This window comes from Pseudoalteromonas sp. PS5 (assembly GCF_004103255.1).
Taxonomy (GTDB): Bacteria; Pseudomonadota; Gammaproteobacteria; order Enterobacterales; family Alteromonadaceae; genus Pseudoalteromonas; species Pseudoalteromonas peptidolytica.
Genome location: NZ_RCSQ01000147.1, coordinates 1 through 23907, shown reverse-complemented (window position 1 = coordinate 23907; position 23907 = coordinate 1). Strand labels below are relative to the sequence as shown.

The 23907-nt window shown below is 42.2% G+C and carries 19 protein-coding genes and 2 pseudogenes; 14 read left to right on the top strand and 7 right to left on the bottom strand.

What is annotated here, in order from left to right; all coding sequences use genetic code 11:
• Positions 1–85: 85 nt before the first annotated feature.
• The 5 genes from D9603_RS16935 to D9603_RS16915 all read left to right on the top strand — a co-directional run bounded on the left by D9603_RS16935 (position 86) and on the right by D9603_RS16915 (position 3017).
• Entirely contained in the window at positions 86–883 is a 798-nt protein-coding gene (locus D9603_RS16935) for a PhzF family phenazine biosynthesis protein (RefSeq protein WP_128732207.1), read from the top strand.
• 100 nt (positions 884–983) lie between these two features.
• On the top strand, positions 984–1442 hold the full coding sequence (locus D9603_RS16930; RefSeq protein WP_128732206.1) for a YaiI/YqxD family protein: 459 nt from the start codon (positions 984–986) through the stop codon (positions 1440–1442).
• 2 nt (positions 1443–1444) lie between these two features.
• On the top strand, positions 1445–1867 hold the full coding sequence (locus D9603_RS16925; protein WP_128732205.1) for a GFA family protein: 423 nt from the start codon (positions 1445–1447) through the stop codon (positions 1865–1867).
• 221 nt (positions 1868–2088) lie between these two features.
• Positions 2089–2484 carry an ACT domain-containing protein gene (locus D9603_RS16920; RefSeq protein ID WP_128732204.1) on the top strand — a complete coding sequence of 132 codons (396 nt, stop codon included), beginning with the start codon at positions 2089–2091 and terminating at the stop codon, positions 2482–2484.
• A gap of 8 nt (positions 2485–2492) precedes the next feature.
• Complete coding sequence (locus D9603_RS16915) at positions 2493–3017, top strand: GrpB family protein (protein ID WP_128732203.1); 525 nt, start codon at positions 2493–2495, stop codon at positions 3015–3017.
• 84 nt (positions 3018–3101) lie between these two features.
• Here the strand turns inward: D9603_RS16915 and D9603_RS16910 are convergent, their stop codons facing one another.
• Positions 3102–5522 (bottom strand): hypothetical protein, encoded by a 2421-nt coding sequence (locus D9603_RS16910; protein ID WP_128732202.1) that lies wholly within the window; start codon positions 5520–5522, stop codon positions 3102–3104.
• 74 nt (positions 5523–5596) lie between these two features.
• On the opposite strand from D9603_RS16910, the gene D9603_RS16905 reads away from it, so the two are divergent.
• Positions 5597–7342 carry an MFS transporter gene (locus tag D9603_RS16905; RefSeq protein WP_128732201.1) on the top strand — a complete coding sequence of 582 codons (1746 nt, stop codon included), beginning with the start codon at positions 5597–5599 and terminating at the stop codon, positions 7340–7342.
• Positions 7343–7432: 90 nt separating this feature from the next.
• Positions 7433–8698, top strand: coding sequence for an amidohydrolase family protein (locus D9603_RS16900; RefSeq protein ID WP_128732200.1), 1266 nt, complete (start codon positions 7433–7435; stop codon positions 8696–8698).
• Between the two features lie 111 nt (positions 8699–8809).
• On the opposite strand, the gene D9603_RS16895 is transcribed toward D9603_RS16900, so the two are convergent.
• The 3 genes from D9603_RS16895 to D9603_RS16885 all read right to left on the bottom strand — a co-directional run bounded on the left by D9603_RS16895 (position 8810) and on the right by D9603_RS16885 (position 12373).
• Complete coding sequence (locus tag D9603_RS16895; protein WP_128732199.1) at positions 8810–9652, bottom strand: glycosyl hydrolase family 18 protein; 843 nt, start codon at positions 9650–9652, stop codon at positions 8810–8812.
• A gap of 105 nt (positions 9653–9757) precedes the next feature.
• Positions 9758–10783, bottom strand: a complete 1026-nt coding sequence (locus D9603_RS16890) for a hypothetical protein (RefSeq protein ID WP_128732198.1) — start codon at positions 10781–10783, stop codon at positions 9758–9760.
• 228 nt (positions 10784–11011) lie between these two features.
• Positions 11012–12373, bottom strand: a complete 1362-nt coding sequence (locus tag D9603_RS16885) for a phosphatidylserine decarboxylase family protein (protein WP_128732197.1) — start codon at positions 12371–12373, stop codon at positions 11012–11014.
• 359 nt (positions 12374–12732) lie between these two features.
• Here D9603_RS16885 and D9603_RS16880 point away from each other — a divergent pair, with 359 nt between their 5' ends.
• The 3 genes from D9603_RS16880 (at position 12733) to D9603_RS16870 (ending at position 14908) form a co-directional block, all read left to right on the top strand.
• A complete protein-coding gene (locus tag D9603_RS16880) occupies positions 12733–13359 on the top strand; it encodes a LysE family translocator (protein WP_128732196.1) in 627 nt (208 codons plus the stop codon).
• A 43-nt stretch (positions 13360–13402) separates the two neighbouring features.
• Complete coding sequence (locus D9603_RS16875; protein ID WP_128732195.1) at positions 13403–14203, top strand: AraC family transcriptional regulator; 801 nt, start codon at positions 13403–13405, stop codon at positions 14201–14203.
• Positions 14204–14296: 93 nt separating this feature from the next.
• Positions 14297–14908 carry a LysE family translocator gene (locus tag D9603_RS16870; protein WP_128732194.1) on the top strand — a complete coding sequence of 204 codons (612 nt, stop codon included), beginning with the start codon at positions 14297–14299 and terminating at the stop codon, positions 14906–14908.
• A 68-nt stretch (positions 14909–14976) separates the two neighbouring features.
• Here the strand turns inward: D9603_RS16870 and metG are convergent.
• A pseudogene (metG, locus tag D9603_RS16865) lies at positions 14977–17012 on the bottom strand (methionine--tRNA ligase).
• Between the two features lie 202 nt (positions 17013–17214).
• Between metG and D9603_RS16860 the strand changes: the two are divergent.
• The 3 genes and pseudogenes from D9603_RS16860 (at position 17215) to D9603_RS16850 (ending at position 22062) form a co-directional block, all read left to right on the top strand.
• Positions 17215–18316: pseudogene (locus tag D9603_RS16860) on the top strand (Mrp/NBP35 family ATP-binding protein).
• A gap of 2 nt (positions 18317–18318) precedes the next feature.
• Complete coding sequence (gene dcd / locus D9603_RS16855) at positions 18319–18903, top strand: dCTP deaminase (RefSeq protein ID WP_125252675.1); 585 nt, start codon at positions 18319–18321, stop codon at positions 18901–18903.
• Positions 18904–19596: 693 nt separating this feature from the next.
• Entirely contained in the window at positions 19597–22062 is a 2466-nt protein-coding gene (locus D9603_RS16850) for an EAL domain-containing protein (protein ID WP_128732193.1), read from the top strand.
• Here D9603_RS16850 and D9603_RS16845 read toward each other — a convergent pair.
• Positions 22022–22822 (bottom strand): CLCA_X family protein, encoded by an 801-nt coding sequence (locus tag D9603_RS16845; protein WP_128732192.1) that lies wholly within the window; start codon positions 22820–22822, stop codon positions 22022–22024. The genes D9603_RS16850 and D9603_RS16845 overlap by 41 nt on opposite strands.
• A 7-nt stretch (positions 22823–22829) precedes the next feature.
• Positions 22830–23420, bottom strand: coding sequence for a tRNA-uridine aminocarboxypropyltransferase (locus D9603_RS16840; protein WP_128732208.1), 591 nt, complete (start codon positions 23418–23420; stop codon positions 22830–22832).
• A 118-nt stretch (positions 23421–23538) separates the two neighbouring features.
• On the opposite strand from D9603_RS16840, the gene D9603_RS16835 reads away from it, so the two are divergent.
• On the top strand, positions 23539–23883 hold the full coding sequence (locus D9603_RS16835; protein ID WP_125252678.1) for an Hpt domain-containing protein: 345 nt from the start codon (positions 23539–23541) through the stop codon (positions 23881–23883).
• Positions 23884–23907 lie beyond the last annotated feature (24 nt).

Here is a 23907-nt window from a genome sequence, read left to right as displayed (position 1 = left end):
TAAGCAAATTGGTATTAATTATGTATTCGTCCCCAATGGGAGTAAATTATATCCTACTTTCAGATATTTCTAAAAGGAGTAACAGATGCGGTTCGAGTATTTTGTGGTAGACGCTTTCACTCGTAAGCGGTTTGGAGGTAACAACGCCGCAGTGGTAGAGGTTGAGCGGTGGTTTAGTGATAAGTTGATGCAGCAAATAGCCACTGAAAATAACTTGTCTGAAACCGCGTTTGTTAAGGCTTTAGATAAAAGTAATTATGAGATCAGGTGGTTTTCACCCATTACTGAAATTGATTTCTGTGGACACGCTACTTTAGCTGCGGCTTATGTATTATTTAACTGTAGAGGAAACTCTGGTGAAATATTCTTTCATACTCAGGAGGTTGGAACACTTGTCATCCAACAATCCGCTGACGGTAGAATTGTGATGAAATTTCCGAATCTAGCACCAATTGTAGCGGATGTACCAGATGCGCTACTCAAAGGAATTAGCATAACACCCACTCAAGTACTCAAAAATCGCCAAGCTTACTTCGTTATTGCAGATAACGAGCAGCAGGTACGTGATTGTAAATATGACAGTGAAGCGTTGAAACTGCTTGCACCACATGATGTTGTTGTTACTGCAAAAGGCGATAGTGTTGACTTTGTATCTCGTTATTTTTGGCCCGCCAATGGTGGTGATGAAGACCCCGTTACGGGTTCAATTCACGCGGGCCTTGCACCATATTGGGCAGATGTACTCGGAAAATATAATCTTCATGCGCATCAACTCTCTAAACGTGGTGGAGAGTTATTTTGTGAGGTAACGGGCGCGAATGTGATTGTGTCTGGGTTTGGTGTACTATATGCCAAAGGCATGTTTGACATTGATGACGAGTAGATATTAGGTTTTAGTGCAAGTAAGGGCTTGAACCACTGCTCAAATTAATAGGTTAGCTGAGTGTCAAAGGTATTCAGCATTAAATTGAAAAAGAGTCACTATGACAAAACAAATATGGGTTGACGCTGATGCTTGCCCCGTGGTTATCAAAGAAATGTTATTTCGAGCGGCAGTACGTACTTCTACCACTGTCACTTTGGTTGCGAATCAGTACCTAAAGACCCCGCCATCTCCTTTTATTCAGAAACTACAAGTCCCAAAGGGTTTTGATATTGCTGATAATGAAATAGTGAAGCGTGTCAATGAGGGGGATCTTGTGATCACGGGGGATATTCCGCTCGCTGATGAGGTTATTGAAAAAAAATGCACTGCGCTAAACACTCGCGGTGAGTTGTTAACCAAAGAAAATATAAAATCACGTTTAAACATTCGTGATTTTATGGATACTATGCGTGCCAGCGGAGTACAAACACAAGGTCCTCCGCCATTATCTCAATCTGATAAACAAAATTTCGCAAATCAATTAGATACTTGGATCACCAGAAATAAAAAGGATTAAATATGGGCTACAAAGCGAGCTGCTTGTGTCAAACTGTAAAAATTGAAATCCGTGGTGCTATCTCTGACATCATCCATTGTCACTGTTCGTTGTGTCGAAAATCAACAGGAACCGCTTATGCAACCAACGGCTTTGTTAAAGCAGACGAATTTATAGTGCAAAGTGGTAAAGATTCGCTCAAGGCATATACAGTCAAACCGGGACGAAAGCGCCATTTTTGCGTACACTGCGCAAGCCCAATCTATAGTTCAAACGATGCAGACCCTAACCGTATTAGGCTCCGCCTTGGCATTGTAGATTCAGATATTAATGAACGCCCAATGTCGCATAATTTTGTCTCTTCCAAAGCCAATTGGGATGACTTAGACGACTGCTTACCGCGATATGATGCGTTTGAACCGAATCGAGATTTAATACCAACTTGACTTAATACTTGTTCAATTTGAAGGAGTAAATCTGACGCTAACAGCGTTAAAAATTTCTTATTTAGAACAACTAAATAGCAAAGTTTTTGCCTTGACTACATGGGGGTAGGTACCTTGGCGATAGCAGGACGCGGTAGCGGAGTTATCGACAAGATTTTCTCGCCTCAAAATAGACCACTTAATTAAGAAAATTGGTATAATTTTAACATCAGGAGACAACAGTGGCAGGAATTAATGAACTTTCGCGGCTATTGAAAGAGATCTCACCACAGTTAGATAGCACACCTTATGTTTTTTGCACCGTAGACAAACCTTTGCTCGAGTGTCTAACACTAGACCCTATCGCCACTTTTGTTGAACACGAAGGGCTAACATTAGTTGTTAAACAATCGGTCGCAGATGCTCATGAACTGGCTTATTCATGTGTGATGAATAAAATCACTTTACAAGTCCACTCTAGCCTTGAAGCGGTGGGACTGACCGCAGCATTCTCAAATGCGTTAAAAGAGGTCAATGTTAGCGCAAATGTTTTCGCGGGTTTTTATCATGATCACATCTTTGTACCAGCAGATGATGCGAGTAAAGCGATATCTGCGATTCAAAACTTGGCAACGTAGGAGTGTGTATGTCAGTCATTGAATTTGTACCATACAAGTTAATGCCAGCAAGCTTTAATCCATGGCGCGAAATATTTATTGAAGTCGCTGATGAAGTGATAAAGGAAATTGCACATCCAGAGCTTCGTTTTTTACACTTTGGCTCAAGCTCGTTTAAAGTAGCAGGTAAAGGGATCATTGATATATCTGTGCTGTATCAGCCCGGTCAATTAACAAAAGCAGTTGCCTATCTAACCAAGCTTGGCTTTGAAAATCAGCATAGTGACAAACCATTTCCTCCTACTAGGCCACGTAAGGATATTGCGGTACGGTTTCAAGGTGAACTGTTCCAAATTCATGCTCATATTATCGAACAGGACAGTGAAGAACATCGCAAGCAGGTGCAATTTAAAGCGTACATGCTTGATAATGTCAAAGCTCGCTCAGAATATGAGGAACAAAAGCGGCAAATCATAACACAAGGTATTGCTCAACAAGATGACTATGGCAAAGCCAAAGCTCCGTTTGTAAAGCGTACATTATCGGCGCTATAACTTCGGCTTCAGATTTCAATATAATGGCGTCTCATCGGAGCGAGTAGCGTTTTTACATACGCTGCTCGCTACAAGGGTTTGGCATTACAGGTTAATGGTTTTAGTCAACTGAAGTGGTTCACCATCAACGTCAAACTCACCGGTTATTTTAAGTACGCCATCTTTTAATCCCCGTAACTTATCTACGCTAAAAGTTTTACTTTCATAAGGTGCAAAGGTAACGGGCAGCTGCCAAAGTGGCTCATCATTTTTGAATGAGTGAAATGGAATAAAATTAACACGCAATACACCACTTGACGCACCTGAATAGGGGCCGTTAAGTGTGATGGTGATATTATCACGAACACTTACTTTCATTTGAACACCATCAAAAGGTATCTTTGGCGTTAGAAGTGGCTTTTGTTGTGTTAATCCGTTCCAATGAATCACTAAGCTTTTAACGCTTGGTGTTGGCAATTCAATACGGTGCTCACCAAAATCCAGAGTTTCAGAGTAGTTAGCCATACTTAGTGTCATATGATGATTACTAGGGTTGTTGACGTACAGATAGTGCTTTTCGTCAGAAAAATAGCTTTGGATGTTGATACCACTTAGGGTAAAGAGCGCATTGTCGCCAAGTGTTGATTGCCATTGCTGCAGTAAGCGATTGAGGGTTTTATGCGCAGTTTCCGTGACTATTCTTGATTTCTGTTTGTTAAAGATTTCGCGAAGTGGGGTCATACAACCACTTAACTGAGCGCTATATTTCACACAAGTGTTAAAGGCTCTGCGAAGTAGCGCTGCATCTTTAAAATACCAAGGGTTAGTGGTTTGTTCATTCGTGATCAAGTAGTCATGCGCAGCAAAGTACGGCGTTATTCTATGATTGTTATTTCGGCCAATAAGGCTTATTTTTTGCAAGCTAAGGTCTGAAACACCAATTTGGATCAACGGTAGCCTAGCCAATTGCTCATGGTGTTGTGTTTTCATTTTAATAATCAGTGCATCGTCCCGCTTTGAAAGCGTGAGCGCCACTTGATGATATAGCTTAATATCGTTGCGTAATTGCGGCAGCAGTGCGACGGATTTTGCGGGAAATAACTCTTGATTGCTAGAAACTGTTAACTTCATCCCTTCTTGAAGGGTAAATTGCAGTAGAGTGTCTTTATTGAAATCAATTTCTTTTGGTTTAACGCGTCCGAGACGCGCATCTAAGCTCTCGATTGTTAAATCAGCGATTAACGCAAAGCCAATTTCCCCTCGTTTACTCTGCTCTGGTTCTAAGTCGATTAGTGCTGCAACACTATGCTCATCAAGTGAGTTGATTAAAGGTGTTTTATCGGGGGCGGGAAAATCCATCACGGCATGTGTAGAGGAAAAGTTTGGATGAATATCGAGACGATTAAGTGTTTTGCTTTTGGTATTTCTAAGCCAATATGTGGCACCGTTTTGCTCCCAAGGCCCATCGACAATATAAAAACTTGGCGTGGCAGAGCGCACAAACGCTGCAAACTGCTGTTCAAGCTGAGGCCAATCGGGGAAGGTCTGTTTTAAGAGTGCATTGGCAGTTGGCAAGGTGTTTTCAGAGTGAGGATTTGCGTCCATTAATTCGCCGATAAAGCGTTTAAAATATTGATACCGCTCAGGATCGCTCAATAAAAAATGTACGATAAAAAAGTTGAGCCCGCGTTTGAGCGATGGGTCGTCATTGATGGCTTCAAAAGATGGCTGGCCATTTTGATAATACTGCTGTAAACCCAAGTGCAGATAATTCATTGGAGCACGGTCAAAAACCATCACAGTTAACTGCTTTTTATTTGGATCATATACGTGGCTTGCAATGGCATCAGCCATCCCCTCAGTGATCCAATTAGGTGCCCAAGTTGAGTGACCGTTCAGTGCCATATGAAACGCATGCATGGTTTCATGGATCACGATGTAGCGTTGGTGATGCTGGCGATGACTCGGAAAGTTGTACCCTGCACGGTTATAAAACATCGTTTCGCCGCCAGCTGTTTTATGTACGCCGCGCAAAAAGCCATCGTCCAGCATGGCTTCTTTTGTACGTTGGCGTGAACTGCCATAAACGACAGCGATTCTCTTCTTATCAATCGCGGCGGGTGCTATACCAAACAATTCAACATAATGAGGGTAAGACATTTCAAGTAATTCTAAATAAAGTTTTACTTTGTCTTCAGGCAGGTCACTTTTGAGTGCAAAATGTTTACTCACCCACCAGTCATATCCCCGCGAGTTAGCTATTTTTCCTTCGCTATAAGTGAGCGGAATTTGTTTACCAACGTGTTGGATATCGATGTGCTTCAGTGTACTAACTCGGCCATTAACGCTCACTTCAGAGCGCATATCAGCAGGGCTTGGAATAGCGACGATATTGCTTCGCGTAGTTTGGCATCCGCTGAGTAAAGCAAGTAATGCAATCAAAGGAGCAAATACAAGTTGTTGCTTTTGCAGGAAGAGTATTCGTCTATAAAAGGAAATGGTTGGGAATAAATAAAATAAAGACATGATACTTTGCTCTCGTTATTATTTATGTATATTGTATGCAATGTAAAATAACAAAGATAACAGGTATTGTCATTATGCAAAATCAGCAGCAGTGGTGTGAGCCAGATCTCAATGAGACAAATCGGTCAACTTCGTCTTCTGGGTTTGGCCGCACGTTTTACATTGCGAATATCATGGAAATATTTGAACGGCTAGCTTGGTATGGCTTTTTCGCTGTGTCATCAATTTATATGACAACCCCAAAATCACAAGGTGGTATTGGCTTTACTGATATAGAGCGTGGCGCAGTGCAGGGAATTATTCCCTTCTTTTTATATCTTTTGCCTGTTGTAACTGGTGCGCTGGGAGATCGCGTCGGGTATAAAAAGATGTTCTTTTTTGCATTTTTGGTAATGACACCAAGTTATTATTTACTGGGACAGGCACAGAGTTTTTGGCCATTTTTTGCAGCGCTGAGTTTTGTTGCGCTGGGGGCTGCTTGCTTTAAGCCTGTGGTTGTTGGCACCGTCAGCCACAGTACAAACGATGGTAATCGTGGTCTGGGCTTTGGGATTTTTTATACCATGGTGAATATTGGTGGGTTTTTAGGTCCTTTGGTTGCTGGGTATATGCGCGCCATTAGCTGGGATGCGGTATTTATGATGTCGGCGATTTGGATTGCCATAAACTTTATCCCCTTGATGTTATTTTACAAAGACCCGCAAGCATTACCTAAAACCAAGCAATCTCCTACTCAAGTATTAAAAACGGCACAGTCGGTGCTGGGTAATACCCGTTTAGCACTTGCGCTGTTTGTTGCACTGGCGCTATTGATGTCGGCAGGCGTTGGGTTTTCTGACTACAGTCAGGCGTTTACTTGGATTGCAATCTGGTTAGTAGCAAACTGGGTGTGGGACAGAATGCTTATAAATCGAGCGTCGACTAAAGCATGGTGGCAACAACCGATGAAGGTGAGTAACCTGCCGTTTGCGTTATATTTGCTGATCCTTGCAGGCTTTTGGACTGTGTATAATCAGCTGTTTTATACTTTACCTGTGTATATCCGTGATTATGCAGATACCCGAGATATATTGGCGTGGTTTGGCGATTCTGGCGTCGCGTTTTTAGCGCATGTTGATATTGATAAGTTAACTGCTGCTATTTTTACGCTGTTCAATGAGCTTAAGGAAAGTGGCACGGTATCCATTGAAACCATTAGGCTGGAATGGGTTCACCTCAAAGTGAATGTCCCCCATGAGCAAATACAGTTGATACTACATACGCTAAATGCGCTTCATGATAATGGACAGGCTCTTTCACAGCACCAAGCGCAAGCCCTTGCTAAGCAACTCGTACAATATCGTCAAATCAATCCTGAGTATCTCATCAACTTAGACTTTGCAGCGATCGTGGTTGCACAAATTTTGGTGAGTTTTGTCTGTCAGCGATTTAGACCATTTTATGTGTTAGTCACAGGCTTACTGGTGATGGCGGTTGCGTTTATCGCATTACTTAGCGATAGCGACTGGTTAAGCGGTCAGCTCATTGTCACTGTCATATTACTTATCGCGCTGGGTGAAATGCTTGCCTCTCCTAAAAGCCAAGAGTATGTCGCGAGTATCGCGCCTCAATCTCAAGCTGCGTTGTATATGGGATACTACTTTGTTTCTATGGCGCTGGGTTTCTTATTTGCTGGATTTTTATCTGGTTGGAGCTATAAAGTGTTAGTACAAGAAATGGCGGCACCTGAGTTAATGTGGGGACTATTTGCCGCTATCGCGTTTATCACTGCCATTGCATTATTCTGGTTCAACAAAGTGATAATAGACAGAAAAACATAGCACTGTTGAAATGGGAACAGTTATTGGTCGCGATCGGTTTGTTTGCAAGCCATATTCTTTCTAAACTCAAGCAAAAAATGAGGAAGTAAGATGAATAAAAAAATATGGATGAGCACAGTGCTTTTTGTTTCCAGCAGTGTGTATGCGCAAACGTATGTTTTACACGCTGATTCTGCGATTGATGTGGTGTCAGGCAAGCTTATCTCACCTGCCACTGTGGTCGTTGAAGACAATAAAATTACCTCAGTCGGAAAGTCAAATCGTAAAGCCTATCCAAAGGACGCAGAGGTGATAGACCTAAGCGGTCACACATTATTACCCGGTCTATTTGATATGCATGTCCACTTGACTTCAGACGCTCACGTTCATGGCTACAAAAGGTTGCAACGCACCGCTCCTCGAGCAGCGATCACCGGTGTTAGAAACGCCAAGCGTACACTGGATGCGGGCTTTACTTCTGTTCGTAACCTCGGTGCTGCTGGCTATGCTGACATCGCGCTGCGAGATGCCATTATTGATGGTGACGTACCAGGCCCGCGTGTAAATGCAGCTGGCCCTTCTCTTGGGATCACCGGCGGTCATTGTGACAACAACCTATTAACCCATGAGCATAAAATCTTTTCAGAAGGGGTTGCAGATGGGCCTTGGGCGGTAAGGCAAAAAGTACGTGAAAATATTAAATATGGTGCTAACTTAATCAAGTTCTGCGCAACGGGTGGGGTATTGTCTAAAGGCACTAAAGTGGGAGCTCAGCAATATTCTCAAGAGGAAATGACGGCGATAGTAACCGAAGCGCACCTACGCGGCTTAACGGTTGCAGCCCACGCGCATGGTACTGACGGTATCAAGTCCGCAATTAAAGCGGGTGTGAACTCGGTTGAGCATGTCAGTTTTGTTGATGATGAAGCCATTCAGCTGGCCAAAGATAAAGGCACGTACTTCTCTATGGACATCTACAATACCGAATATATTCTAGGCGAGGGCGAAAAAGCGGGAATTTTAGCAGAGAGCTTAGATAAAGAACGTAAAGTTGGCGCTACTCAGCGTGCCAGTTTCACAAAAGCGGTAAAAGCGGGCGTGAATATGGTGTTTGGCTCTGATGCTGGGGTTTATCCTCACGGCGACAATGGCAAGCAGTTTAGCCGTATGGTGAAATTTGGCATGACTGAACTACAGGCTTTGCAGGCCGCTACCATTAACTCAGCGACGTTACTCAAGCAAAACACACAATTAGGCTCGCTTGAGGCGGGGAAACTTGCTGATATTATTGCGGTTAAAGGCAATCCGCTCAAAGACATTGGTGTGATGGAAAATGTCACTTTTGTTATGAAAGATGGCAAAGTAGAGAAACGGTAATAAAGCAACCCAAGGCTGGTGTCGCATTCGTCAAACACCTTTTACCGACATTAATGTCTCTTCTTAACAGGCTACAAAAGGTAGCCTGCTATCTGTTTCACTGGCGTACATTTATCTATTCAGTGCTTCTGAAATGGTGTTGATCCAACCACCGTTTTGGTCGCTGGAGAATTGCCAATTCATAACGCCCCCCAGTTTAGCAATGTTTTGAATAGGCATAATCACCTCATTAACTATGGTTCTTGCTGGCATGTATCCGGAGCCTGCGTCGCGCATGGTAACGGGGAATCCTAACACTACCTTTTCAGGTGACATATTCGGCAACTTAATATAGTTAAGATATGAGTTAACTATTTGGTCTGGGTTGGCGCTCCAAGGTGGGTTGTTATAAAACTGCACATTTAACCAATCTATATCTTGCCCTACCTGTTCTACTACCTCAATATATCCTGCCATAGCACCTCCTTGCTCCAGATAAGGAGGCTGAGGTGCATGGGTTATAAGAAAGTCTGGGCTTGGTAGTTGCCTTCTGAGTTCCTGAGTTAAGGCAATCAAAAACTGTGCGCCGTCGTATCCAGCCTTGCCGATGAATGCCGCACTGTCTTCGTAATCAATGTCAACACCATCGAGATGGTTGTCTTTTACAAATTTTGCGAGCGCTTCTGCTAACTGTGCTGTATCTGTGGATTGTAGACGATAAGTATTATAATCCATGTCTCCACCACCAAAAGAGATAAGCACTTTCTGCCCTTTTTGCTGCATAGCCTTGATTGCCTCAACGGTTGCGTTGGTGAAGCTGGAGTGAGTGGCTGCGACCGCACCATTCAGTATTAAAGTAAACGGACTGTCACTTGTTGCAGACAAAAATGCGAGGTTAACCACGTCATAGGGCAGCTCGCTGGCATTAATAAGCGGGATAGCGCCTGAATTGTAGTATGTAATCGTTTTTGACATGCTAGTTCCTTTTATGAAAAGACAATCGACTATTACAAATTAGCTAAGTTTGCCGATATATGAAATTACAGGGGATTACAATAAATAGCCGGTGCGCTAAATAGCTCATAAGTGTAGATTAAATATAGAAGTGCTTGGCCAGTGGCTAAATAGGCTCAGGTAACCCTGCCTATCTAGTTTGAGAATGACTTCACCACGTTGTGAATTGAATGAATAATGACGGGATAACCCAGACTGAGACATATAGCAGGCGTTGCAGCTGGTACTACGTAATGTAGTTTGCAGTGCGTCAAGGTAAGCACTAGCATCTTTTACCACGTCCTCAGAGTTAAGATCTATATTCAGGACAATACTAAGTAGTCCTGACGTGAAGCCACTAAACCCAAGGTTATTTCCATCTTGATACCAGCTTTTTATCATTTGTTGCAGGGTAATCACATCTAGTTCGTAATTGGCAATTGGGTGGTTTAAGTTACTATTTACGATAGGTGCCAGTGTCTCAATGAGATGATCCGGTGAGGTGAGTGTTTTTGATTGGCTGTTTTCCCATATTAAATAAAGACAAAAATAGCGGGCAAAATCACCCAGGTTTTGTGCTTTTTGCGTCGCCCAATGATAAGCTGTAGTCACTGTTTCTTCAGACAATGTAAATGCCTGTTCACAATAACAAATAACATTATATAAGGTCAGCTTTTCATCAAATGATGCGCCCGAATTTATTGCTGGATAGTCTAAGTTATAACGGTGATAAAAACGCGCTATTTTATTTAAAGCGTTGCTATCAACTAGGTGGTATTTAGTCAATATCTCCGAGAGAATAATGCGCTCTTTCTCTGAATTGTGGCTATTTAAAACAGCTAGTGTCCTGAGGTCTTGGTTATGCAACTCAAACAGTTTTCCAGTGCCCACCGATAAATGAAGTTGGTGTAAATAAAGTAAAGTAGATCCCATTAATTTTAGGCATAACATTTCAATAAATTGTTCTTCTGAGTTGCACTTTACGATTTGTTTTTGTTTTATGAGTGCTTCGGTGCAGGGCATACCCTGGTGAATAAGCTGAAGCAATGTCTGTATCTTATCTGAAAATTGTTGCGGTTGTGATATTTCAGTCTTGTCAATTATGAGCGCCATGACTCTTCCTTAGTTGGTGTTAGGTGTGCCAGTTTTTATTTAACGTGCGATCAAGATGGCATGGCATTCAATACAATGAAGTGATTGAGTATCCAAAAGAGGTAATTGAGCGATTAAAGAGGTGCTAATGCGCCTCTTTAATCTGGCGTATCACCATAGAATACAGCAAGCTCACGTTAGCTCCTCCACAGAGGAGCTAAATAGCGCTTTGTAGCACAGTGATAAAGCTTAACATTTTTGCGGGTCATGTAATTTTGCAATCGCAGAGCGTACTCGAAGGCACCCTTTTTCTGCAGGGCAATTCTCTGCACTTTTACAAGCTGGGAACTGCGCATCATCGCTGGCTGGCTCTGCCATAAATGACGCTACCATACCGCGCTGAAATACCAATGCTAAGGTTGAGCCACCATAGCTGAAATAACCCAGCTCTTGACCTTTTTTGACGTATTGGCCTTCATCAACTGTGATTTCTACCGATGAAATCTCGGTGATCCCAATAGGGATCACCGCAACCAACCCTCTACCGAATTCATCTTCGATAAAAACAATACCACGCGTGTTTACCATAGCTTGATAGCCTTGAGATTCAGTGCCAGCACTGGCATCAAAGCCCTCACTACGCAATTCACTGAAGGTAAATCCTTCAATAGTTTGTTTGCGCACGACTTTACCTGAAATTGGTGCATGCCAACGGTGGTAATCCGCGCCAGAGAGGAAGGATTGCATCACATCTCCACCAACAAAAGGCTCGATGAGATAAGAAGGGGTGGGAACATCGTGTTCTTTGCTAATCGCGTTACCGCCGAGCATATCAAACAATGAGTAGGGCTGGCCCTTCAACCAGAACTGGTTACAGTATTGCACGTCTCTTGCTATGCGATACACAGTACCATCATTTGCAGATACGACTATTTTATTGGAGTCATTGGCAGGAAGTGGTCGATAAGTGTCAAGATCTAACTCTCGATGGAAAAAATCATTATATGAGGTAAAGCCCCAGTAAGTTTGCGCTCTATCTGCATAGTTTTTTGCCTGAGATAGACAAAGTTGCTCTTGGGCACTTTGAGATAGCCAGCCCGTCGGTGCGGGGATTGTGCCTTCAGGATTGAGCACAACTTTAGACTCTTCTGAGTCTAAGTAAGTCTGCCACGCTTGAAGTACTTGTGTAAGCCTAGCATTAAACTCATTCATAACGAATAGCTTATTCCCTGATGGAACAAACATGTAGAAAACAAACAGTTTGGACATAGGGAAAGTTTCTTTTTCGAACTCAGGGGCACGTTGAATAACGTAGTTAATAGCAACGAGCCATTGCGACAGAGTCTCAAAAGCTCGATATGGCTCGGGTACTTCAGTTAACATCTGGGTGGCGAAACGCCTAGCGGTGCTGTCGCTACTCGGTGTGCATGAAAGGTAATCCGAAAGTGCCTGAACTGCGGGTTCATAGCTACCAGAAAAAGCCAGTTCAGCTTGAGTCAAAGTTTCTTTTTGCCACTTTACAATTTGCTCAACCTTATGGTTATCCTCAGGGCTAATTTCTGCCTGACGACTTTCACTAACAACACGTAAAATATTCATGATTTCTTTCATTTGAGTGCTCTCCTTAATAAGAGTGGGTGATAGCGCGAGCTAAGGAGAATGTAGTCTAGTTTTCTGCGATTGACTATTACAGAGAATTACAACTTAGGTGATTATAAAGAGGTTTACCTATACGCAAGTTTTACTGACAAATATTTGAAAATATACCGACTAGAGGAATTGCCTCGGAGGTGTTGAGCGTGCAAAAATATATTCCTTTAAACTCAATAGAAAGCATACGTAAGAACGAAATCGGAGACTGCGAACGCTGGTGCAGATAGCTTAGCACTAGCAACCGAAACATAAAATTGATAAAAATATGATTCGGGCACTTAAATTTTAAAAAAACCACTATGTAAAAGGAAATTTTTATGGAGCTACACTCTCTCGCGTTATTCGCTATTGCTTGCTTAGCAATTAACCTGATCCCCGGGCCTGATGTTATTTATATTGTATCTAACACCATGAAAGGCAAAATATCGGCAGGAATGCAGGCTGCACTTGGTTTAGGTACAGGCTATTTTGTTCATACCATCGCTGCTTGTTTAGGATTGTCGGCAATTATTCTGAGTTCGGCTTTTGCATTTAGCGTGGTGAAATGGCTTGGCGCGGCCTATTTAGTTTATTTAGGCGTTCAATCAATACGGTCAATGTGGCGTGGCGACAGCCTGCTACAGCCGAAAAAACCAGAAACTCAAACTGGTAATGTTTTTATACAAGGTATTTTAGTCAGTGTACTGAATCCTAAGGTAGCCTTGTTCTTTTTGTCTTTTTTACCGCAATTTGTGGATCTTGCAGCACCATCAACGTCGCTACAAATTTTAATACTAGGGATACTATTTAGTGTTTTGGCTACGGTTTGTAACTTAGCGTATGCAGTTGCTGGCAGCTGGTTGTTTAATCGACCTAATGCAACACGCTATTCTCGTGCTCTTGAAGGCGTTTCGGGCATGTTGCTACTAGGGTTAGCTGGGAAAGTTATCGTTAGCGAGAAGTAGATTAGTGCTGGGTTACTGAACAAGATAAACCAGGTGGGGGGACGTGGAAAAGTCTAAAATTTGGAAAGACAAGTCTGTTGTAGGGGTTGAGCTCTTATCAGCGCAGTATACCAAGTTTGAGTTTGCCAAACATTGGCATGATGAATTGGCCATCGGTGTGATAGAAGACGGCGCTGAAGGTATTCTCTATGGCGGGCAAAAGTTGATAGTGCCTAAACATCACATTGTGGCAATCAACCCCGCTGAGGTGCATACCGGATTCCCCGGTGTGCCAAGTGGGTGGCGTTATCGGATGTTTTATTTTGATCTCGCATTTTTACAGCAAGTTTTTGACAAAATGAGCGTGCACTTAGAGCCTGTCGTTAATCGCACCATTATTGATGATAAACGTCTGTTTTTAGGCTTGTTACAGCTTCATCAAGCGATGGAGCAAACGAGCTTCACGTTGACGAAGGAATCACTGTTGTTGATAACCTTAGAACAGGTGTTTACCCAGTACGGTGAAGTAAACAACCCTGAACGCACCACTTTTATTGATACGCATAATGTGTTTCGTGCAAGAGACTATCTTTTTGACAACTGGCAGGAAAATATTTCACTCGATGAGTTAGAGGGGCTAACGAACAGTACTCGATTCCAGTTAATCAAAAGTTTTAACTCAACATTTGGCCTGACCCCGCATCAATTCCTCTTACAGATCAAAATACAAAAAGCCAAGAGTTTGCTTGCCAAAGGCATGACTTGTGTTGATACCGCGCTATTCTGTGGATTTTATGATCAAAGCCATTTTAATCGCAATTTTAAGCGGGCATACGGGGTATCACCATCTAATTACAAGTGCTGATATCTACACTTCAGGCGTATTTTCAATTTTGTACAAGACCAAACATTTCGATTTGTGTACTTTGTGTGCTTTCACAAAGGAGAAGTTTTGACAATGAGTTTGTTTATCATTTGGTTTAGTGCCATGTTCCCGTTAATTTTTAGTCCAGGTCCTGCAAATATTGTATTTGCTGCATCAGGTGCCAATGTCGGAGTGAGACGTTCATTAGGACTCTTAGCTGGCGTTGACATAGTGTACGCCTTCAAGTCGCTCTTGGTAGGGTATGGCCTTGGTAAAGTGATTGAGTCTCACCCGATGGCTTTGAATTTTCTGCAACTGATGGGGTCTATTTACCTTATCTATATGGCGACGAAATTTTTTGGCGCATCTACGAACATTTCAGCAAGTGATAACAAAACACTAGGTTTTATGGATGGAGTATTACTGCAAGTATTGAACAGCAAAGGGTGGGTATTAGTTTTGATTATGTTTACGCTTTTTAGCGAGCAAGCGAATGATGCCTTCGGCGCTGCGGGAAATTTAATTCTGGTGTTATGGCTCGCGGTACTCAATATTTCAGTACATTTGGTCTGGATTAAAGCAGGTGACTTGTTGGCGCGAGTATCGAACAACCCTGTTTATAATAAATACTTGGAACGATTTTACGGTGGGTGTTTGTATCTTGTCGCGGTTTGGCTAATTTTCGATAATAAAATTTGGCACTGAGGTCTGGTATCAGCAAAAATAAAGGCTTCTAAATAGAAGCCTTTACTTGTATATAAGTAATATGGTGATTACATCACCCGCATACCAGGCTGTGAGCCTTCGTCTGGATTCAAGATATAAATCTCTTTACCACCAGGACCTGCCGCTAGCACCATGCCTTCTGACATACCAAAACGCATCTTACGAGGCTTGAGGTTGGCAACCATTACGGTTAACTTGCCGATAAGATCTTCAGGTGAATACGCTGACTTAATACCTGCAAACACTTGACGTGTTTCGCCACCTAAATCAAGGGTTAACCTAAGTAGCTTATCTGCACCTTCAACATGTTCTGCGTTTGCAATTTTCGCGACACGCAGGTCAACTTTAGCAAAATCATCAAATTCGATTTCTGCTGCGATTGGCTCTTTGGCAAGCGGACTATTTGGATCGGCTTCAACAGACTGACCACCCACTTTCTTTTCGAGGCTTTCTTTAGAAGACTCAATCATGGCATTGACTTTATCAAGTTCAACGCGTTGCATTAGCGCTTTAAACTTATTGATTTCATGATTAACAAGGGCGCTGTCAATGCTCTCCCAAGTAAGCTCAGTGTTTAAGAAAGCTTCTACATTTTTCGCCATACCTGGAAGGATAGGTTTTAAGTAGGTAAGCAGTACGCGGAATAGGTTAAGACCCATGGAGCAAACATGATGTGCACGCTCAAGAGTGTCTTCATTCTTTGCAAGTACCCAAGGCGCTTCGGCGTCAATAAACTGGTTTGCTTTGTCAGCAAGAGTCATGATCTCACGTACAGCGCGGCTGTATTCGCGGTTTTCAAAGTGTGTCGCAATTGAACCCTTTGCAGCAACAAAGCTATTTAGCAGCGCTTCGTCCATGACAGTATCGCTTAGTTTGCCACCAAACTTTTTGGTGATAAAGCCTGCACAGCGGCTTGCTATGTTTACCACTTTGCCCACTAAGTCTGAGTTCACGCGTGCCGCGAAATCTTCTAGGTTTAGGTCTAAATCAGTAACACCACTGTTTAGTTTAGCAGCGTAATAATAACGTAAATATTCAGGATCTAAGTGCTCAAGGTAGGTGCGAGCTTTTACAAAAGTCCCCTTAGACTTAGACATTTTAGCGCCATTTACGGTGACAAAGCCGTGAGCAAAAACATTATTTGGTTTGCGGAAATTAGCACCATCTAGCATTGCTGGCCAAAATAGGCTGTGGAAGTAGATGATGTCTTTACCGATAAAGTGATATAGCTCAGCATCAGAGCCTTCACCCCAAAACTCATCAAAGTTCAAGCCCTGTTTTTGACATAGGTTTTTAAAGCTTGCCATGTAACCGATTGGCGCATCCAACCACACATAGAAATACTTGCCAGGGGCACCAGGTATTTCAAAACCAAAATACGGTGCATCACGGCTGATGTCCCACTGCTGTAGGCCATCTGCAAACCATTCGTCTAGCTTGTTTGCCATTTCAGATTGTAAACTACCTGAACGCAGCCATGTTTTTAACATGTCTTCAAACGCTGGTAAGTCAAAGAAATAATGCTCTGAATCTTTCAAAATTGGCGTCGCACCAGACATCACAGATTTTGGCTCAATTAATTCTGTCGGGCTATAGGTTGCACCACAGGCATCACAGCTGTCGCCATTTTGATCTTCAGACTTACAGGTAGGGCAAGTACCAGTAACAAAGCGATCTGGTAGAAATATACTTTTTTCAGGGTCGAAGAGCTGCGAAATTGTACGCTTTTTAATATAACCTTTTTCGTCTAAACGAGTGTAAATAAGTTCGCTTAGTTCACGGTTTTCGTCGCTGTGTGTGCTGTGGTAGTTATCAAACTCGATATTAAAATCGGCAAAGTCACGTTGACGCTCAATGCTTACCTGCTGAACCATTTCTTCTGGCGTAATACCTTGCTTCTGTGCATTTAGCATGATTGGCGTGCCGTGCGCATCATCTGCACAGACATAGTAAGCTTCATGGCCTTGTAGCTTTTGGAAGCGAGACCAAATATCGGTTTGAATATATTCAACAAATGGCCTAAGTGTGTTGGGCCATTTGCATATGGTAATGCACTGGTAATGAGAATTTTTCTCTTCGTCATAACGATTCCATGAATTTAGCGCGATCTTTTTAAGTGATGGTGCTGAATTGGCTTACTTTTCACCTTATTGGCGCTCGAATGCACAAGTGCGTGAGGTGACTTACCTTTGTTCAGACCATGAACCGCGAATTGACTGGTTTTAATGTGTTGAATGTTACATAATTCCGAGGCTATTTTCATCACCCAGAGGAGTTTAATTTGTATGTTTGGACTGGAAAAATGGTTTGCCAGAGGAAAAAATACCAAACAAGCAGTAATTGAGCTTTTAAGTGGCTATCGCAGTGCTGCATTACCAGTGGGAATTGATGCGAATTGGGTGATTAAAGTACAAGAGTCAAACAAGCAAATTCAAGTACATATTAACTTTCCGTTTGCTATTCAATGTGATCAAGAAATATCTAGCTACTTGAAGCAACATCTAAATAAGCCTGTTGAGGTGATATCTGACGTTATTGTTGTCGTCGACCAAAATTTAAAGCCATTAAACATATTATTCTTGTTGCCTCAGGCAAGGGCGGGGTGGGTAAGTCACGACGGCGATTAATCTAGCCTACGCGCTGCGTGCTCAAGGCACAAAAGTGGGTGTTTTAGATGCCGATATTTACGGGCCCTCATTACCAAGTTTGCTGGCTCTTGAGGACGAAAAACCTCAGGCAAAAGATGATAAAACCTTACTACCAATTGAAAAGGCGGGAATTAAAGCCATGTCTATCGGCTTTTTGGTTCCAGCAGAAAATGCCACAGTTTGGCGAGGTCCAATGGCTTCTCAAGCACTTACCCAATTGCTAAATGAAACAGAGTGGGGCGAGCTGGATTATCTGATTGTAGACATGCCGCCTGGCACCGGGGATATTCAGCTTACAATGACGCAAAAAGTGCCAGCCAGTGGCGCTGTGATCGTCACTACCCCTCAGACGCTGGCGCTGGCGGATGCGCAAAAGGGTATTGCGATGTTTGAAAAGGTGCAGTTGCCTATTTTAGGACTGGTTGAAAATATGAGTTACTTCAATTGTGAGCAGTGTGGCAGCCGCAACCAAATTTTTGGTCACTCAGGTGGTACTGCATTGGCAAGTCGATATGGTGTACCTTTACTCGCGGAAGTGCCGCTTAATGACCAAATCAGAGTAGCGACAGAGCAAGGTAAAGATATTGTTGCTTTGACTCATCAGCCAAACCAACAAAACGAAACGGATAATCATGATATAGCCGATCATTATGTTGATTGTGCCCAACTGGTTGCCAGTATGTTATATTATCAATCAAACTCAACGTCGGGTGTTGAGATTGTGATGACGGAAGATTAAGAATGAGATTATCGGATACCCACATTCGAGAAGCGATAGAACAACAGCGTATAGTTATAGAGCCTACGCCTGAACCAGATATGATTTCAGGGGTAACGGTAGATTTGAGACTTGGTAACAAGTTTAGAGTATTCCAAGATCATGCCGCACCTTATGTAGATCTCAGTGGCCCAAAAGATCAGATCAATGCCGCGATGGAGTCAATCATGAGTGATGAAATTGTGTTAGAAGATGGTCAAGCTTTTTTCTTGCACCCTGGGGAGCTTGCGCTGGCGATGACGTTTGAAAAAGTAACGCTACCTGCTGATCTCGTTGGCTGGCTTGATGGCCGTTCGTCTTTGGCACGGCTAGGTTTAATGGTTCACGTTACCGCGCATCGTATTGACCCCGGTTGGTCAGGCAATATTGTTCTAGAGTTCTACAATTCAGGCAAGTTGCCTTTGGCACTTCGACCAAACATGAAAATCGGTGCGATGAGTTTTGAAACTATGACCTGCGCCGCTGAGTTTCCATACAATGAACGTAAAGACGCAAAGTATAAAGATCAAAATAGCGCCGTTGCGTCTCGCATCAGTGATGATAAATAATTAACTTGAGCTGCTGGTAATTAATACTTACTCGCAGCTCACGTGAGCTCGGTTATTATCAAATTTTTTGGCTATCAATGACAGCCATTAACTATACGCAATTATTCTTTGATAGCCAGTCAATGCCATCACTCTATCTGCACAGTTGGTATTAAATGTTTTTCACCACACTGACATTTCAGACAACGAGGGTATTTTAAGCGAACGCTACACGACAGCCCGCTCTTATGATAGGCTCAACACGGCCCTCAAATAAGGTGCTAGGAAAGGGCGATAAAATTATACCCGGCTGATAAGCTGTGTAGTTACATTAATCTTAGACTGTTTCTCAAACCTCTCCATAACGATTTAAATTCAATAATATTTTTGCATTTACTCTGAACCTCACCATACTTATGTTAGTAGTCACCGTCATGGTGAACAGCAAAACGATTAGAAAACAATCTGAGCTTCGGATAATTAATGTCGTTCTAGCTGCCGGTTTTAGCGCTAACTGCGTTGAATTGACTCCCAATAGCCAGCTATTGGTTCGTAAATTCGCCTTGTTGTCCCTAAAACTGTCTGGCTAGATAAGAACGTAGTTTAATGTGGTCTCAAAAACAATGAGTTGACTCATTCGAGTTGACGCATTTCTTATCCAAACCTCCGGTTAAATACGTAACTCGGTATAAAAGTGAAGCAAGGAGAAAAAGTATGTGGCTTAGCGTAGCTAGATATGCCGCACTGATGCTCGCTACTATATATTGTGTGTTTACAGCTGCATCTGTAACGCTTAACCAGTACACGCTAAAAGCAATAGATGGAAATCCTGAAATATCAGTGGGTTACGGCGCTTTCTCAGACGCTACGTTCACAGCATCAAAGGGTACTGTGTCAATACCCAAGGGGGTTGACGTTTGGCTTCGTGTTCAAGTTCCCGAATCGATGCTAAACAGCAAAGTAGTGGTGTCTATTGAGCGACCTTCGCTTGGTGGTGTAGAGTTTTACTTGATGGTGACAGATGATAGTTTATATCCTGTGAGTGAGCTTAATATTTCGGCCTCGCTACCCAATCTTTCCCCTCATTTTATCTTTGAGCCGAACACGTCCAGCCGTGTTGTATTCGCCAAAATAAGTTCACCTTATGTTTCTACCTCAGAGGTCGAGATTATACCTTACAGCAACTACGTGAAAACGACCAATGTACGGCTGTTTTTCATGGGAGTGTTTTTTGGAGTAATGTGCCTGATCAGTATTTTTATGTTGAGTACAGGAATAATTTCAAAGCGCACCAGTTTGCTCGCCGTCGGTGGGTACCTGTTATCTTTGGCACTATTATATGTTGCTCATAAAGGACTCACTGACGTTGTGATAAGCTATCAAAATAGTGCTAATTTTATGCACTTTAGTGATAGTTTCATGTGCTTCTCACTTGGATTTTGTCTCCTGTTCTTTCATTATTTTCTGACGCAAAATCGGCTAGCGAGAAAGTTCAAATCAGGAATCAAGTTGATAGCTGGAGTATATGTTTTGATTGGGATTGCTGCTGCCGTTGCCAACGTTGATTTACCGTTTGCGATGCAGTCAACAATGGTTATTGTGGCGATCGTTTTGAGCGCCATAATTTTAGCTAGTCAAGATAAAAGCAGCGCAAAAGAAGTGTATTTTTGTGTGGCGATTTGGTCTCCTATAGTGGCTGTATTAATAGGGTTTGCGGCAAGTCAGACTATCAACAGTACCACAGAGCATGTGTCGATAGTGAATGACAGTCTAATTGCTTTACACTTGATACTGCTGCTTTTGTTTGTAATTTGGCATGATGCTGAAAAAAGACGCATTTATATCCATTATGCACAATTTGATAAAGAAACAGCACTTCCTAATAAGTTCGCTCTTTTCGGTGCTCTTGCAAAACTTGAAGAGCAGAATAAGCCCCATACGTTATTGCTTTTTAAACCGTTAATATTACCATCTATTCGACTAAATTTTGGTCTGACGTTTGCGAATCAACATATTAGTAAACTCTTTAAAGAGGTACATGAGCAAATTAATACGTATGGTAGTGCAGCTGTTGCAAATAAAGGAGATACACATATTTACCGACTGGAAGACCAAGTCTTCGCGATAGTGCTTGATGGTAAAATTGAAGTCAGTCAAGTTGAACAGTATGTTTGTATTTTATCATCCGTTTTTGAGGAAGGGGTGTGGTATAAAGATACCAAAATTGTCGATAGCTTGGATGTGGGTGTAGCAAATTATCCAATGCACGCCAAAACAACTGAAAAGCTGGTACAACGCGCCTTGCAGGCGCTAAATACCAAAACGCACAATGGCCAACGATGGCACTTGTTTGACGTTGAAAGTTCAATGTCTAGTGAGCGTCAATTAAAATTGACCTCTTTTTTAAAAAGTGCAATAGAACAAGAACAGTTTAGCTTATTTTTCCAGCCTCAAGTTGACCTTAAAACAGGAAGAGTGTTTGGCTCTGAAGTGTTAATTAGGTGGTTGCAACCTGATCTTGGCTATATACCACCCGATGAGTTTATACCGATTGCTGAGTCATCCGGCCAAATCTACGAGATCACCGAATGGGTGGTGGAGCAGGCGTTAAAATACCAAGCTCAGATCACGAAGCAAATTCCTGAGCATGTAATTTCTATAAATGTCTCGGGACGAGATCTTAGCCGCCGAGAATTATCAGTGCAGCTCATCACGCTTATCAATGAGTTATCACTGGCACCGTCTCAAATAATGATTGAAATTACAGAATCTGTGACGATTGGTAATGAAACTGAGCTTAAAGGTATGCTTGATGATTATCGTTCGATAGGAGTCAAAGTTGCGATAGATGATTTTGGCACAGGATACTCATCGCTTGCTTACTTGAGTAAATTGGGTTTTGATGAATTAAAAATCGATAAAAGCTTTGTAATGGATATAGAAACCTCAAAAAGCAATCAAACTATCTGTAAAGCAACGTGTGATATGGCACATAGTTTGGGGTCAAAAGTGGTGGCTGAAGGTGTCGAAGATATCAATAGCTATATTCGCTTGCAGGCTTATGGCTGTGACTACGCTCAAGGTTATTTTATTTCTCGGCCGTTACCGTTTAATGAGTTTTTAAGTTGGCTGGAAAAAGTTAACTCTGCTTCTGATATAAAATCGTTCCTAATTCGCTAAAGTAGCGATGAATTATCTTTGCACAGTGCGTTCTGTGTCTTTGGAGTGGGTAGATCCCCAATTTCTCTTGCTCAGAGCCTTTTATGCCTCCTGCGAGAAATGAGTTTTCAATGTCGTCATGATAGGCAATCACCGCTTCAAACATCCGTGCAGTGAGTTCTTCTGGCAGCGCGTAGTAGACTTGTTTATTTGCTTTATCAGCAAGCTTAGCGACATGAAAATACTCATTTGGCTGCGCTTTGTTCTCAGTCAGTAGCACGGCAGCATAAAAATCAGATAAGATATTATTGAGAGGGTGAGCGATTGTATTTGTGGATAAAAGCCATGCTGAAGATGCAAAAGCCTGTGTTGGCTGTTTGATCAAATGTTGACAAATATAGTGGTCAAAAGCGTGCCACCACTCATGGGCAAGTGCACCACCACCGGCGTTTTTTGCGAGTGCAAGTGTTCTGGCTGTTGGGGCGTAATGTGCTTGTACTCCTGGTCTTCCGCCTGTTCCAAAGGCAAAGTTCAAGGTTCCTCTTAGCCCTATTACTGTAGGTGGAACCCCAAGAATTTGTGCTAGATCGGCAAGGGAATCATAAATCAAGTTTGCAGATAAGCGTGACTCTTCAGGCGTTACCCAGCTGCCAATAGTCATGGTTTTGAATCCGAAAGTCAGCTTTATTTCGCTAAAGTCGACCTGATCGCCAAAGCGATAATCTGGACCATTACGACCATATCCTTGGTGCAATCTTGAGCGTTTTGTGATCTGGTTCATCGGTAATTCAATATCTCGCTTTTACGTCGACAGGCATTAATTTCATCTGCTCTTCGACCATGCCTTTTTGTAATGTATAAAGTGCATCCACATTACAGGAGTCAATGAGGTTAAGAAAATGCGCTGTAGCCTCCAAAGTTGATAAACTGTACTTATGCTTTGATTTTCTGATGGTGTATTCGCTGGCGTCAACTGTATCAAATTTGAGACTTGGCAAATGGTGTAGCCATGGATTTAATTGATAAAGTTTGGTCGCTTTTTTCCAGGTTCCATCAAGGACAATAACAGCATGTAAGTTAGCGTATTCATCGCGTTGTTGAACCAGCGATTGAGCTTGGTCATTAGGGTAAAGCAGCGCGACGTGTTTTTGTTCGCAATATGCTTTTAGATTATCGAAGTCTCGTTCATTTTCTCCAACCACTATTTGTATGTTACGTAATTGCAAAGCGAGTAACTTTGCGGTGTTTTTTGCTACTTTTGCCTCGCTCGGATGCTGCATAACAACCACTTCAATTGAGTTATCTATTAATTCGCTGATATATGAACAAACACAGGTTTGAAGGGGAAAGGCACAAACAGGACAAGTATTACGCTTCATAAAGACAAAAAGTTTTAAAAAAGATGGCATATTTTACCATATCTATTGCGTATTTACTTTGCACAAGAAACTAGATTTGGCTAGCATAAGTAATAGCATATAAAATTTAAGGAAAATTATGAGCATCGTAATAGATGAAAGCGCCTTAGAAAACATGCAAATGTTGCTAGGGGAGCAGTTTGAAGACACCGTTCATTTTTGTTGTTCGGAATTTGAGCGTTTGGCATCGGAATTAATGTTAAGTTTGAATCACGACCAAGAGGCTGCTATTCGTCATGCTCATAGCTTAAAATCTAACGCAGCTCAATTTGGGGCGTCTAGCTTGAGCGACCTAGCAAAAACCTTAGAACATGCACTAATACAAAACGATCAGGGCGTTGTTGACAATGCGATCCAAGAGTTATCTTCCCAAGTTGTAGGTTCAAAATCTAAGCTAGAGCAATGGTTGAGTGTCAAAACATAGTGATACCAATTTGACTAAATACTT